This is a genomic window from Streptomyces sp. NPDC101194 (assembly GCF_044767885.1).
GTDB lineage: Bacteria > Actinomycetota > Actinomycetes > Streptomycetales > Streptomycetaceae > Streptomyces.
On the sequence record NZ_JBIWOS010000011.1, the window covers coordinates 39,032 to 51,522 of the forward strand.

Genomic DNA, 12,491 nt, shown 5'->3' on the forward strand with positions numbered 1-12,491 from the left:
AGCGCCGGGCGTTCCGAGCCACTCCCCCACCGCGGCGATCCCCGCCTCGCGCACCTCGCGGGGCAGCTCCGCCGACGCCACCGACTCCTGGTCGCTCGGGGGTTCCCCCGAAGCCGTCACCCAGGGAGGGAGCGCCGGCCGACCCGGGGCGGCGGTCCCACCTCGGAGCACCCGACTTGATAGGCAAGTAATTGCTTGCCTATGGTTCGATGGTGACAGAGGACGTCTTCAAGGCACTGGCCGATCCCACACGCCGCCGCATCCTTGACGAGCTGGTGGACCGGGACGGCCAAACCCAGTTCGAGATCTGCACGCGGCTGGTGACCAAACACGGCCTGGGGCTGTCCCGCCAGGCGATCAGCCAGCACCTGGCCGTGCTGGAATCCGCGGGGCTGGTCCTTTCACGGCGGCAGGGCCGCTTCAAGTTCCACGATCTGAACACCGAACCCATTGAACGCGGCCTGGCCCGATGGCTCAGGCCCGATGCACCGGAGAGCGCCCCATGAAGATCCACCTGTCCAGCGTCTTCGTCGATGACCAGGAAAAGGCCCTGCGCTTCTATACGGACGTGTTGGGCTTTGTGAAGAAGACCGAGGTCCCGCTGGGCGAGGACCGGTGGCTGACCGTGGTCTCGCCGGAGGATCCCGACGGGACCCAACTGCTGCTGGAGCCCGACCGCCATCCCGCGGTGAAGCCGTACAAGGCGGCGCTGGTCGAGGACGGCATCCCCGCCGCGTCCTTCGCCGTGGACGACGTGCACGCGGAGTTCAGCCGGCTGCGCGAACTCGGGGTGCACTTCACGCAGGAGCCGCTGGAGATGGGCCCGGTCACCACTGCGGTTCTGGACGACACCTGCGGAAACCTGATCCAGATTGCGCACAGCAAGTAGGACCGTGTCCTGCACGGTGGGGCCGCACAAGCCTGTGCGGCAGCAGAGCGCGGGAGCGAGGACGAAAGACCGGATCGCGACACCACCGCCTTGCGGCCTCACGCGGGCCGGAGCCGGCAACGGCCCGGCACGGGAGGCCGTTCGGCGGTACTCCGCACGCGAAAGACCCGGTGAGTCCCGCCGCCGTGACACAGCCGCGGAACGCACCGGGGTGAGGAAGGAGGTCAGGCGCCGCGCTGGACCGGACCGATGAGGGTGCCGGTGGCCACCGTGAACTCCCCCTCGGCGACGGACGTACCGGGAATCTCGCCGTCCGGGGCCCGGAGTGTGAACGACGCCTCCGTCGCGGCGGTGGTACGGCCGGTGTTGGGAACCTGAATGTCGAAGTGCACCGGTTGTCCCGGACCGAAGGTCACCACGGTCGCCTGGCTGCCGTAGTGACCGGCGGTGACCCCGATCTCCGAACCACGGTTCGAGAACCGCACGTCGGTGGGTGAACCGGCCAGCTTGCACGACTCGTACCCGCGCGGCGCGGTCAACGTCACGCGGTAGTGGCGGTGCCCTGCACTGGCGGGCCCCGCGGTGATCTTCGCAATGTGATTGGCCGGCCGGCAGGCCGACGGGGCGGCGCTGCCGGCCGACGAAGCCTGCGCGACTCCCGCACCGGCAACTCCCGTCAGCACCGTGGCGGCGACGGTGACGGCGAACTTCCAGTTCGTACGCATTCTGAACACTCCTTGCCTTGCTCAATGGTCCTGCGGGTGCTCTCCGTCAGAACCATGGTCGATACGATTCCTGCCCCTCGACCCGCACAGGGAATGTCTCAGGATCGACACGGCGGTGCGACCGGACGGATCCGCGACGGCGGACGAGGTTCCATGTCCCCGGGCTGCCGGCGCAGACGGTACGCACGAAGCGGCGCGGCAGCCGGCGCCGACGGTATGCACGAAGCGGCGCGGCAGCCGGTGCAACGGGACGGCCGGCGTACTCCGACCGACGCACGGCGGCTGTTGAACACCAGCGTCCGGGATGCGGACGCCCTGCGCGACGACGCCGCGCTCACGTCCGCGAGCACCTTGGTCCGGGCACCGCCCTCATCGCGCGCGGGGCAGAGGCGGACGGCTGCGCGGGTCCGGCCCGGTTCGCGATTCAAGCCGGTTGGCCGTGGGTGCGGGCCTCGGCGGTGGTCTTCAGGTCGCGCAGCCATGCTTCGAGGCCTTTGGCGAGGATCTCGGTCGCGGCGGGAACGTCCGCTTCGACCTGGTCGCCGGTATGGGTCTCCTCGGTGCGCACGCGGACACCGCCCTCGATCCTGGTGAAGGTCCACACATGGACGCCGTCGATGCGCAGCCCTTCACCGACCGCGGGGCCGGTCCAACGGATGCAGGAGTTGCGCTTGAGCTGCTCGACGGTCGAAGTGATGTCCAGGCTGGTGGCGGGGGTCGCAGGATTGGGAGGTACCGGAGTCGTCCACCGGAACGCCGAGCCCTGCCGGAGGGGCCCCTGGTCGAGGCGTTCGATGGTCTTGACGGGGGCCTGCCAGGTGGGCCAACGCTCCACGTCGGTCTGCAGCTTCCAGATGGTCCTCAGGGGCGCGTGGATCACGATCTCGGTCCTGTAGCGGACATGCGCGTCGGGATCGACACCTTTGCCGCGGCACATGAGGGACTTGAGGGAGTGGGACGGGGTGGCCTCGGCAGGTGCCGCGGTGGTACCGAGAAGACTGACGGCGACGAGCGGGACGGTGAACAGAGCGGCAGGGACGCTGGTGCTCCTGGTGCCGGGCATGGCGGTCTCCTTGTCAGTTGCTGCGCGGGATCCGGTGGTTGAGCGCACATCGGTCGACGTGCGGGCTTCGCGTCACCGCACGGGAGGACCCCGGCGGCGGGCTCGACGGATCGTGACGACGAGTACGGCGGACGCGGCGACGATCAGCCCGGCGAAGGCGGGGTGCATGTCCTTGGACAGGCTCTGCGCCCCATCGGGCCGCACCACCCACACGGCCGGCGGGATCAGGTACGCGACGGCGAGCAGGGGGGCCGCTCCGCGCACCGCACGGTCGCGGACATGACGCGGAGCGCCGACCAGCGCGACCACGTCCCTCGAACTCGCAGGCCACTTCTCCGGGATGGGCTTCGACCCCGCCCTGCTCTTCGCAGCCGAACTGGACTACCTGCCGGCACACCGGGCTTGACGCCTCCCGACCGAGTCCTCCTCGTCACCGGCCTGCGAGGACATCGGCTGAGATGACGTCATGAGAGCGGCCGGGACAAGGTCCCGGACGACACCCTGCGCAGTCCGTCGAAGACCTCACGTGGTGGCGAACGGTCGACAGGCTTCACCCGATCCTCCGGTCGACCGGCCGCTGTCGGCCCGCACCCGGAGGACCCCTGCGGAGCCGATGCCGCTCCCCAGGCCGACGCCCCTCTGCGCCGCCGCCGTACGTGCGTGTACACAGCACTGAGCGAATCGGCCTGGATCCCTCCCCTGGAGCATTGCGGCAACGCGCGGAGCCGCCATCTGCGGCAATCTGATGGTGCCCGGTGCTTGTCGGCGGTCTCGGGGCACCGCCCGGCGGAGCTGAAGAAGGAAGCAGCACCAAAAACGGCCCGACAGGCTTTGGAGGATGTGGGTGGTTACGAGACGGCGTGTCGTCCAGGCAGCGGCCGGCGGAATGTTCGCGCTCCTTCCGGCAGCCACTATGGCTCCACGCCTCCACGCGCCAGGCGGCAAGGGTGTCCTGGATCCGGGCAAGGTGGACAAGTACGTCACGCGGCTCGTCGTTCCTTCCACGATGCCGCGGTCCGGGGGCGGCGCCGCTGATCGCATCGACCACTACGTGATCGGCGTGCGCCAGTTCCAGCAGCAGGTGCTGCCCCCCGGCCTGCCGGCTACAACCGTGTGGGGGTACGGCTCGACTCTGCATCCGCGCAGCTTCCATTACCCCGCATTCACCGTCGAGGCCCGCTACGGAACGCCCGTACGGGTGAGGTGGAAGAACCAGCTGTTTGATCACAAGGGCCGTTACCTGCCGCACCTGCTGCCGGTCGACCCCACACTGCACTGGGCGAACCCACCGGGCGGAACCTCGGCCCGGGACACGCGTCCCGGATTCCGATCGACACCCGAACCGTACTCGGGCCCGGTACCGATCGTGACGCACCTCCATGGCGGGCGGAGCACGGAGGAGAGCGATGGCTACACCGAAGCCTGGTACCTTCCCGACGCGGTCGACATTCCTGCGGGATACGCTGAAGTCGGTTCCTTCTACGGGGAGTTCAAGGACAAGTTCGAAGACCGGTTCGGCGACGCCTGGGGCCGGGGAGATGCCGTGTTCCAGTACGCCAACGCGGAGAGGGCCTCGACCTTCTGGTTCCACGACCACGCGCTGGGTGTCACGCGGCTGAACGTCTACGCCGGACTGGCAGGGTTCTACCTCCTACGAGGCGGACCCGCGGACCTTCCCGACGGGGTATTGCCCGGTCCCGCACCTCGGGCCGGTGATCCGCCCGGCCGGAAGTACTACGAGATCCCTCTCGTCATCCAGGACCGCTCGTTCCACGTCGACGGCAGCCTCTCCTACCCCGCCGGACGCGCCGCCTTCGACGGATTCAGGGGCCCCTATGTTCCGGCCGGCGACATCGCTCCGATCTGGAACCCCGAGTTCTTCGGCAACACGATGGTGACCAACGGGAGAACCTGGCCGCTCCTCCAAGTCGAACCGCGCCGCTATCGGTTCCGGCTCCTCAACGGATGCAACTCACGGTTCCTGATCCTGAAGATCGTCACCCGCCCACTCGCTCGCAGACCCGCGAACGCAGCTCTCCCCTTCTGGCAGATCGGCAGCGAGGGAGGCTTTCTCCCCGCGCCCGCACGACGCGACGAACTGCTCATCGCTCCCGCCGAGCGCGCCGACGTGATCGTCGATTTCGCGTCGGTACCGGTCGGGACCGAGTTGTATCTCATCAATGAGGGCCCCGACAAAGCGTTCCAGGGCGGGAAGACGGGTGCGGACTTCTCCCCCGCGGACCCGGCCACCACCGGGCAGGTCATGAAGCTCACGGTCGGAGCACTCACCACGCCGGACACCACCGTCCCGCCCTCCCAGCTGTCACTGCCGTCGCTCGAACCCCTGGGAGAGGCGAGCCGCATCCGACGGCTTTCCCTGAGTGAACAGAACTCCGCGTCACGCCCGCAGGTCGGCCCCCGACAGATGCTGCTCGGCACCCTGGACAAGAACGGAGCCGCCATGCCGATGTATTGGGACGACCCCGTCACGGAGAATCCGGCCCTGGGCGCGACCGAGATCTGGGAGTTTCACAATTTCACGAAAGATGCCCACCCGATCCATATCCACGAGGTCCAGTTCCAGGTCCTCGACCGGCAGCGGGCGGGCCGTGCCGCCCGGCCCGCAGAACCGTGGGAGCGCGGGTTCAAAGACACCGCAGTCGCCTACCCGGGTGTCGTCACGAGGGTGAAGGCGACGTTCGACCGGGCGGGCCGGTACGTCTGGCACTGCCACATGCTCGAACACGAGGACAACGAGATGATGCGCCCCTACACGGTCGGATGACGGCGGGGGTTCTGCCACTCCCCCCACACATCGCGGCGCTTCCCCGGAGCGGGATCACCCCAACCGGAACCGTGGGCTGCCGGGCTGCCGGGCACGTCCTGCGCACAGCGACATCCCGCACCGCGGCAGACACCCGGCCGCGGTGCTCGGCGGCACTGTTCAGCGCTGCTCACGCAGCAACGTGAGGCGGCGTTTGTACTCGTCGTCGTCGATTTCCCCGCGGGCGAACCGCTCTGCGAGCAGGTCTTCGGCTCGCCGGCTTCCCCAGGCCGCCTCACCGGGGGGCGGGCCGGCCTGATGACCGCGCCGGGCGTTGGTGAGGTAGTGGATGAGAGCGACGGCCCCGACGATCAGCAGAGACCAGAAAACCACCATGATCACGATCATGAGGAGCCATCCACCGCCCCAGCCGCTGTGGTACCACATCATGCCGATCACCTTCTTCAGGACGGCCGACTGTCGACAATTCCAGGATGGCGCGACGCTGCGCCGTTGAGGAGAGGAAGCACGAGCCCTGCGGGGGGGGCCGAACGATCCGTACGGTGGCGGTCGTCGGCGAGAACCCGATCGGGGCGAGGGTCTCGGGAGAGCGCTGCACGGCGTCGGCTCCGAGGAACGCAATCGCAGGCCCGAGGCCTCGACGTGTCGGGCCCGTGCGGTCCTCGCGTCAGTCGTGGGGGACGACGGCGACCGGGCAGCGTGCGTGATGAACGGCCGCCTGGGCCACGGGACCCAGGTGTGGTGCCGGGGCGTGATGGTGCTGTCGCCGGCCGACGACCAGCAGATCGGCACCTTCGGCGGCCCGAACGACAGCCTTGGCAGGGCTCACGAGCGGGGTGCTGTCGGTGACGTCCACCTGCGGATACCTGTCACGCCAGGGTCGGAGGGTCTGACCGAGGAGCTTCCGTGCGTCCTGAACGATTCCTTCCGCCACGTCGTGGTTGACGCCCCAGGGCGCGTACGCGGCCACCGGCAGACTCCGACCGTGGACGACCCGAAGAGGCATGCCTCGCGCGGCAGCGGTCTCGAAGGCGAATTCGAGCAGATCGTCGCAGGGGCCGTGCAGTTTGAGCGCCACCACCACACCTCCCGCCGCTGTTCGGGTGGGCTGTGGGCCGTCCTCGCCCGTACTGGCTCGCACCAGGACCACCGGCCGCTCGGCGCGCGCCACGACGGGCATGCTGATGTCGCCGAGGAAGAAGCTCTCGACAGGCACCAGCCCCCGCGAACCGAGCACGATCATCTCGGACTCCGATGCCGCTCGCAGAAGCGCGTGCTCGGCGTCGTCGGCGACCAGGCTGCCGACGACGGGGAGGCCGGGATGGTGTGCCTGGATCTCTGCCCGCGTGTTGTGCACGATCCGCCTCGCCCAGTAGTTCTGATCCATCTCGGCGGGAATGCGGGTCGACTCCGGCACCAGCAGAGGCCACGCGTGCAGCAGGCGCAGCGTGAGATTGCGGCGCTCGGCCTCGTCGGCGCCCCAACGGGCGGCGGACAGGCTCTCGGGTGAGCCGTCGAGGCCGACGGTGACGACTGGCTCCATGTCGACTGCCTCCGTCTCGCAAGAAACCTGAGTGGCGGTGTGGCGGCCGCCTTCGCCCGCTGCTGTCTCCCCTGTGCCCCGGGATCGGCCGGGTGAGCGTCCATGCATCGCTCACCCCGTCGTGACCGTCTGCGCAGACGCGCCGGGCAGGGGTTCTCTTCCTTCGACAAGTACCCCAGATCCTCCGGTGGCGCATGCGGAACCCGGCGTGACGCCCGGGGAGGGATTCCGGTACGCGCACGGTCGGCAGGAGGTGGCACGTGCTCCGGTGGTTGGGTACCGGCGGGCCGAGAGGGCAGGGACACCGCGGTCTCACACGCCGGTGGGTGAACTCCGTACGTCGTCGGTCCGGTAGGCCAGGTGCTCGGCGACGGACACCACGCCGTCGACGCTTCGGCACAACCGTTCGATGATGGGGATCTGGCTCTTGAACTCGACGGATCCGCCGAGGACCACCTCCCCCTGCCGGACCTCGACCGTCACCGCCGAGGGATCGAGGCCCATCGTCCGCTGCAGCACGTCCCGGTTGATCTCCTCCCGGATAGCGTCGTCGTGGCGCAGGAAGACCCGTAGCAGGTCTCTGCGGCTGACGACGCCCAGCAGCTTGTCCGCCTCGTCCACAACGGGCAGACGCTTCACGTCCTGCACCTCCATGAGGCGGGCCGCCTCGACCACGGTCCACTCCGGACGCGCGCACACCGCGGGGGCCGACATCAACTCCTCCGCTCTGGCCCCCTCGGCCTTGGCCCGCTCCCACGCCTCGATGTGCGGCATCGGCGTCAGGCCGGAGGGATCGGCCTGGTCGGACGACTTGCGCAGCAGGTCGGCCTCGGACACCACACCCATGGGCCGGTCGAGCTCGTCCACCACGGGCACCGCGGTGACGTCGTTCTCCGCCAACAGTTTGACGATCTCCTTGAACGGCAGGTCACGCCGCGCCCGGACGACGTCTCGCGTCATGAGCTCTGCAACCATTCGGTGATGCATGTGACGCCCCCTTCGGGGTGTGACGGTCAGAAGTGGTCATATGTCGAGCGGATCAGGAACCGGACGCCCGCGGTTGAGCCGACCGGGCCCGTTCCGGGAGACCAGTGGGCCCTGAAACGGGCCACTGGACCCGGCGGCAGCGGCACGCCGTTCACGGCGGGTTCGAGTACAGCAACATGATGAGGAAGCGATGACGATCGCGCGAGCTCACCTCGGCGATCGCCTTGTTGTCGAACGTCCGGCCACCGCCGGCGCCATGCACGACGGCCGGATCGGTGAAACCACACAGGGCGTCTTCTCGGACGTCATGGGGCGCAGGCTGCCAGGCGGCCTGAAGGGTTGGTTCCCGAACGAGGAGTTCCTGACCCGCTCAAGGCGCGCCTTCCACGGCGCCGCCACCCGCCGTGCAAGCACACTGCTCCTCGCCCACGAGGAGTTCGAGAACAACCGGGCGATCTCCCGCAGTCGTACCGCAACAGTCGGGTTCCGTGTGTCCCGCCCCGTCAGCGAGCTCGGCGAGCGGGCGCCGGACACGCCCTACCTCTTCGTACGGGTCACGACCGCGCCGAAGAGGGCCAGGCCCTTGATGACGACGCGCGGTGTGCCCGGCCTGCCGATCCTGCGCGCGGCACGCTTGTCGAAGACACCGAACAGGCCGAGGCCCCTCACCTCGACCTCGATGTCGTCCGGAACCACGATCCTGGTGCCTCCCCACAGTGCGACGGCCCGGATCTCCGTGTCCTGGCTGCTGAAGCGCGCCTCGGACAGATCCAGCTTGCCGCCGCCCCACATCGACCAGAGGGTCATCCGCGGCGGCACGACCCACTGGCCCCTGCGCTCGAAGCCACCGAAGATCCCCGCCACGAAACGCCCGGAGGTCGGCGGGCGGTCCACGACGAGCGCGTCCCGCGGGCCCGGCCGCGGCAGACCCCGGCAGGCGGCCTCCAGATCGCCCCGGGTGCGCGAGGCGTGCACCTCGTCCAGGCGGGGCGCAAGTTGCTCCAGCGGCAGTCGGCCGTTCTCCACTGCGGCCCGCAGCCGCTCCTCGGCCTCGTTGCGCTCATGGTCCGAGGCCAGGAAGTCGAGGTCGTGCGGCGTCATGGTGTCAACCCTCCGAGATAGGCGGCAAGCACTGAGGACAGGACGGTGCGGTAGGCGTCGTCATGCCCCGGCTCTTCGGGGTCGTGGCCGAGGTCGGTCAACCAGTAGCGCCGGCCGAGCGCGTAGCCGTACGCGCCGGACATGGCCAGGAGCACGACCATCTCGATCCGCGCCCGGTCCGGCCCCTCGGGCTCGGGGAGCACCGTACGGACCCCCTCCTCGATCGCGTCGACCAGCCGGGAGAGATCGGTCGCGGAGTCCGGGGCCTTCTCGACGTCCCAGCCATGGAGCTGGGACCACGTCCAGAGCCGGACATACCGCTCGTCCCCGAGGATCTCGAAGAGCACCCTCGTCATCCCGTCCGCGTACGGCACGCTCCCGTCCGCCCGCATCCGCTCCCGTACGAGGTCTCGTTTGCGCTCGTTCTCACGCTCCAGAACAGCCCGCACCAGCGCCCGATACGTGCCGAAGTAGTGGGTGACCAGACCGTGCGTCACCCCGACCGCCTCCGCGACCCGGCGCAGCCCCACACCGTCGGGCCCATGCCGCGCGATGAGATCGGTGGCAGCGTCCAGAATCTCCGTCCGCGCCTGCTCAGGCGTACGCCTTCGCCGTCCAGCAACCATGGCCCTCTCCTGTTTGCAAGGTGGACAATACCTTGTTATCCAATTGGCCAACAAGGTTGGCGGCCGGCCAACTTGCCCACCGCTGCTGCCGGTTGGGGCGCGACGCAAACCGGCACCACCCCGGTTCGGGTGATCCGCAAGGCGGGGAAGGTCCGGGCGGAGCACCGGCCCGGCCCGCGCTGCCCGGGTCAGGTCGCGGAGGCAGGACCGGGCGGCAGGTGAACCGTCATGATCAGGTGGCAGGTTTCGGCGCCGGAGCCGCGGTAGGCATGGGGGGCATCACCGTCGAAGGTGGCGGTCTGTCCGGCTTCGACGGGGTACTCGGCACCGTCGACGACCAAGGTCATCCGGCCGGAGGTGACGCTGACGGTTTCCGCGACTCCGGCCTGGTGCGGGTGGCTGGGGTACTCCTCGCCGGGCTCCAGTCTCCAACGCCAGACCTCGACCGGGGCCGGCCCCGAAGTCGTCAGCATCAGCCGGGCCTCGCCGCCCTGCGCCCCGGTCCACAGGGGGGCCACTGCGTCGGCGGTCACGACGCGGACGCGGCCTTCGGCCGACCCTTCCATCAGCGCGGACACGGAGAGGCCGAGAGTGTCGGCCAGCCGGACCAGGGTGGCGAAGTTGGGGTTGCCCTGGGCTTTCTCCAGCCCCACCAGCGCGCCCTTGCTGACCTGGGCACGCCGGCCGAGCTCATCCAGGGACAGGCCGGCGCGGGTGCGGGCCGCCCTGACGTTGTGAGCGAGCGTCCGCAGGGCTGCGGCCGTCTCGGCCATCCGATCACCATCCTTGCGCGTGGACCACTGGAATGCACCGCGCGGTCGTTTGGTTGACACGACCCGGTCGATCCGTTGTACGGTTCAGTCATTCCACTGAAATGGTAAGGGATGTAGCGTGATCGCTCTGCTGCTGGCCCTGGGCAGCTCACTCGCCTACGGGTGCGCCGACTTCCTCGGCGGCCTCGGCGCGCGTAGGACACATGTGCTGCGTACCGTGATGATCGCGGCACCGGCCAGCCTCGCGGTCGAGATGCTGCTGTGGCCGCTCCTGGGCGCCTCGTTCAGCACCGGCGCTCTCGGCTGGGGTGCCGCGTCCGGGGTCGCCTCGGCCGCCGCGTTCACCCTGCTCTACCGCACTCTGGCGATCGGCCCGATGAACGTGCTGTCACCCGTGACGGCCGTGGTGTCCGCCGCGCTGCCCGTCGGTGTGGGTCTGCTGCAGGGCGAGCACCTGGGCGCCACAGGGCTGGTGGGCCTCCCGCTCGCGCTGGTGGCGGTGGTTCTGGTCAGCGCCGGAAACGGTGCCGGCGCGGCCCGCCCGTCACGTACCGCGCTCCTGCTGGCCCTGGGTGCGGGCGCCGCCATCGCCCTTCAGCTGATCTTCCTGCACCAGGCGCCGTCCGACAGCGGGGTGGCGCCGCTGATCGTCGGTCGGGCAGTCTCCTCGGCGGTCACCCTGGCCGCAGCAGGGCTGATGCTGCGCAAGCTCGGATCCGAGCGCCCCGCCTACGCGATGTCGGCAGCCGCCGGTGTGCTGGACTCCGTGGCGAACCTGTTGTTCCTGCTCGCCGCCCGCAGCGGGGACCTCGCCGTCGTCGCCGTGATCACCGCCCTCTACCCGGCCGGCACGGTCCTGCTCGCCCGCAGCGTGCTCGCCGAACGCATCCATCGCGGCCAGATCGTCGGCCTGGGTACCGCCGCGGTCGCCGTCAGCCTCCTCGCCCTGACCTGAGCAAGCCCGAAAAGTCCGCCCCTCCTGCGCAAGGAGAGGATCCGCGGTCCGAGCCCGACAGTCACCGAAGCGGTGACCGGGTTCATGTACGACGACCACAAACCCGCCGAGCCGCGCCGCCGTACTCGACCACCTCACCGCACGCGGCCGGGGCCTCGACGCTCCCACCGCACGCCGGCAGCACCGCCGCCCGGTCCGCATGGGCCCCTGAAAACCGTGACCCCGCACCCGCACATGAAACGGAACCCTCGCACATGACCGACTTCCGCCTCTCCCCCGCCATCGCGGACGCTTTCCCCGACACCCTCATCGCCCTGGTCACCGCCACCGGCGTGCGCGGCCACGAGCCCTGGCCCCGCACTGTCGCCGCCCTGGAGGACCTGGAACAGCGGCTCGCCGACGGCACCTGGCGGCCCGCCGACGAGACCGACCCCCGTATCGAGGCGTGGCACGCCGCCTACCGTTCCTTCGGCACCAACCCCCGCCGCATCCGCCCCAGCGTCGACGCGCTCGGCCGCCGCTTCGTCAAGAAGGGAACACTGCCGCGCATCAACCCGGCCGTCGACTCCTACAACGCCGTCTCCGTGCAGCACGGCCTGCCGGCCGGCGCCTTCGACCTGGACCACGTCATCGGTGACATCGACGTCCGCCACGCGGACGGCACCGAACCCTTCACCCCGCTCGGCGAACCCGGCACCGTCGAGAACCCCGAGCCCGGCGAGATCATCTACGCGGACACCACCGGCGTCCTGACCCGCCACTGGAACCATCGTGACGCCCACCGCACCCGCGTCACCGAGGACTCCACACACGTGGCCTTCGTCCTCGAAACCCTCCGAGCCCACCGTGACGGCCACCTCCTCGAGGCCGCAGCGGAGGAGCTGCAGGGGCTGCTGGCCCCTCACGCCGAACAGACCGCCGTGCACCACCTCAGCGCGGCACGGTCGAAGGTCACCGTCTGAGGTACCGCAGGAGACGGCGTGGTCGACCCGTGCATCCGACGTGAGAACGAGGAGCCCCGACGAACGGGCGCCGACCCCTGGA

14 protein-coding genes and 1 pseudogene are annotated in these 12,491 nt (G+C 69.6%); 6 read left to right on the forward strand and 9 right to left on the reverse strand.

What is annotated here, in order from left to right:
• The first annotated feature begins 212 nt into the window (after positions 1–212).
• Together ACIRP2_RS31735 and ACIRP2_RS31740 are read left to right on the forward strand one after the other, a co-directional pair.
• On the forward strand, positions 213–506 hold the full coding sequence (locus ACIRP2_RS31735) for an ArsR/SmtB family transcription factor (RefSeq protein ID WP_404256342.1): 294 nt from the start codon (positions 213–215) through the stop codon (positions 504–506).
• A complete protein-coding gene (locus ACIRP2_RS31740; RefSeq protein WP_404256344.1) occupies positions 503–889 on the forward strand; it encodes a VOC family protein in 387 nt (128 codons plus the stop codon). The genes ACIRP2_RS31735 and ACIRP2_RS31740 overlap by 4 nt, the downstream gene beginning before the upstream one ends.
• 224 nt (positions 890–1,113) lie before the next feature.
• Here ACIRP2_RS31740 and ACIRP2_RS31745 read toward each other — a convergent pair whose 3' ends face one another.
• The 3 genes from ACIRP2_RS31745 to ACIRP2_RS31755 form a co-directional block, all read right to left on the reverse strand.
• The gene (locus ACIRP2_RS31745) at positions 1,114–1,614 is read right to left on the reverse strand and encodes a DUF4232 domain-containing protein (RefSeq protein ID WP_404256346.1); all 501 of its coding nucleotides are present in this window, start codon (positions 1,612–1,614) and stop codon (positions 1,114–1,116) included.
• Between the two features lie 424 nt (positions 1,615–2,038).
• The gene (locus ACIRP2_RS31750) at positions 2,039–2,677 is read right to left on the reverse strand and encodes an SRPBCC family protein (RefSeq protein ID WP_404256348.1); all 639 of its coding nucleotides are present in this window, start codon (positions 2,675–2,677) and stop codon (positions 2,039–2,041) included.
• 72 nt (positions 2,678–2,749) lie between these two features.
• On the reverse strand, positions 2,750–2,986 hold the full coding sequence (locus ACIRP2_RS31755) for a hypothetical protein (protein ID WP_404256350.1): 237 nt from the start codon (positions 2,984–2,986) through the stop codon (positions 2,750–2,752).
• A gap of 1 nt (position 2,987) precedes the next feature.
• On the opposite strand from ACIRP2_RS31755, the pseudogene ACIRP2_RS31760 reads away from it, so the two are divergent.
• Both ACIRP2_RS31760 and ACIRP2_RS31765 read left to right on the forward strand, forming a co-directional pair.
• Positions 2,988–3,083 (forward strand): annotated as a pseudogene (locus tag ACIRP2_RS31760) (TetR/AcrR family transcriptional regulator); the annotation flags it as partial.
• Between the two features lie 507 nt (positions 3,084–3,590).
• Complete coding sequence (locus tag ACIRP2_RS31765; protein WP_404256352.1) at positions 3,591–5,462, forward strand: multicopper oxidase family protein; 1,872 nt, start codon at positions 3,591–3,593, stop codon at positions 5,460–5,462.
• A 159-nt stretch (positions 5,463–5,621) separates the two neighbouring features.
• Here the strand turns inward: ACIRP2_RS31765 and ACIRP2_RS31770 are convergent, their stop codons facing one another.
• From ACIRP2_RS31770 to ACIRP2_RS31795, 6 genes are all read right to left on the reverse strand, one after another.
• Complete coding sequence (locus ACIRP2_RS31770) at positions 5,622–5,891, reverse strand: SHOCT domain-containing protein (RefSeq protein WP_404256354.1); 270 nt, start codon at positions 5,889–5,891, stop codon at positions 5,622–5,624.
• 238 nt (positions 5,892–6,129) lie between these two features.
• On the reverse strand, positions 6,130–7,005 hold the full coding sequence (locus ACIRP2_RS31775) for a universal stress protein (protein WP_404256356.1): 876 nt from the start codon (positions 7,003–7,005) through the stop codon (positions 6,130–6,132).
• Between the two features lie 312 nt (positions 7,006–7,317).
• A complete protein-coding gene (locus ACIRP2_RS31780; RefSeq protein ID WP_404256358.1) occupies positions 7,318–7,992 on the reverse strand; it encodes a CBS domain-containing protein in 675 nt (224 codons plus the stop codon).
• Between the two features lie 537 nt (positions 7,993–8,529).
• A complete protein-coding gene (locus tag ACIRP2_RS31785) occupies positions 8,530–9,093 on the reverse strand; it encodes a DUF1707 domain-containing protein (protein ID WP_404256360.1) in 564 nt (187 codons plus the stop codon).
• On the reverse strand, positions 9,090–9,719 hold the full coding sequence (locus ACIRP2_RS31790) for a TetR/AcrR family transcriptional regulator (protein WP_404256362.1): 630 nt from the start codon (positions 9,717–9,719) through the stop codon (positions 9,090–9,092). The genes ACIRP2_RS31785 and ACIRP2_RS31790 overlap by 4 nt, the downstream gene beginning before the upstream one ends.
• Before the next feature lie 188 nt (positions 9,720–9,907).
• The gene (locus tag ACIRP2_RS31795; RefSeq protein WP_404256364.1) at positions 9,908–10,492 is read right to left on the reverse strand and encodes a helix-turn-helix domain-containing protein; all 585 of its coding nucleotides are present in this window, start codon (positions 10,490–10,492) and stop codon (positions 9,908–9,910) included.
• Positions 10,493–10,610: 118 nt separating this feature from the next.
• Between ACIRP2_RS31795 and ACIRP2_RS31800 the strand changes: the two genes are divergently transcribed.
• Together ACIRP2_RS31800 and ACIRP2_RS31805 are read left to right on the forward strand one after the other, a co-directional pair.
• Complete coding sequence (locus tag ACIRP2_RS31800) at positions 10,611–11,447, forward strand: EamA family transporter (protein WP_404256366.1); 837 nt, start codon at positions 10,611–10,613, stop codon at positions 11,445–11,447.
• 254 nt (positions 11,448–11,701) lie between these two features.
• Positions 11,702–12,409 (forward strand): B3/4 domain-containing protein, encoded by a 708-nt coding sequence (locus ACIRP2_RS31805; RefSeq protein ID WP_404256368.1) that lies wholly within the window; start codon positions 11,702–11,704, stop codon positions 12,407–12,409.
• The last annotated feature ends 82 nt before the right edge of the window (positions 12,410–12,491 follow it).

Bases quoted from the DNA above. Each gene is read 5' to 3' on its own strand.
- ACIRP2_RS31805 (WP_404256368.1), top strand. From the start codon at position 11,702: ATGACCGACTTCCGCCTCTCCCCCGCCATCGCGGACGCTTTCCCCGAC.
- ACIRP2_RS31780 (WP_404256358.1), bottom strand. From the start codon at position 7,992: ATGCATCACCGAATGGTTGCAGAGCTCATGACGCGAGACGTCGTCCGG.
- ACIRP2_RS31775 (WP_404256356.1), bottom strand. From the start codon at position 7,005: ATGGAGCCAGTCGTCACCGTCGGCCTCGACGGCTCACCCGAGAGCCTG.
- ACIRP2_RS31795 (WP_404256364.1), bottom strand. From the start codon at position 10,492: ATGGCCGAGACGGCCGCAGCCCTGCGGACGCTCGCTCACAACGTCAGG.
- ACIRP2_RS31790 (WP_404256362.1), bottom strand. From the start codon at position 9,719: ATGGTTGCTGGACGGCGAAGGCGTACGCCTGAGCAGGCGCGGACGGAG.
- ACIRP2_RS31785 (WP_404256360.1), bottom strand. From the start codon at position 9,093: ATGACGCCGCACGACCTCGACTTCCTGGCCTCGGACCATGAGCGCAAC.
- ACIRP2_RS31740 (WP_404256344.1), top strand. From the start codon at position 503: ATGAAGATCCACCTGTCCAGCGTCTTCGTCGATGACCAGGAAAAGGCC.
- ACIRP2_RS31745 (WP_404256346.1), bottom strand. From the start codon at position 1,614: ATGCGTACGAACTGGAAGTTCGCCGTCACCGTCGCCGCCACGGTGCTG.
- ACIRP2_RS31765 (WP_404256352.1), top strand. From the start codon at position 3,591: ATGGCTCCACGCCTCCACGCGCCAGGCGGCAAGGGTGTCCTGGATCCG.
- ACIRP2_RS31750 (WP_404256348.1), bottom strand. From the start codon at position 2,677: ATGCCCGGCACCAGGAGCACCAGCGTCCCTGCCGCTCTGTTCACCGTC.
- ACIRP2_RS31770 (WP_404256354.1), bottom strand. From the start codon at position 5,891: ATGATGTGGTACCACAGCGGCTGGGGCGGTGGATGGCTCCTCATGATC.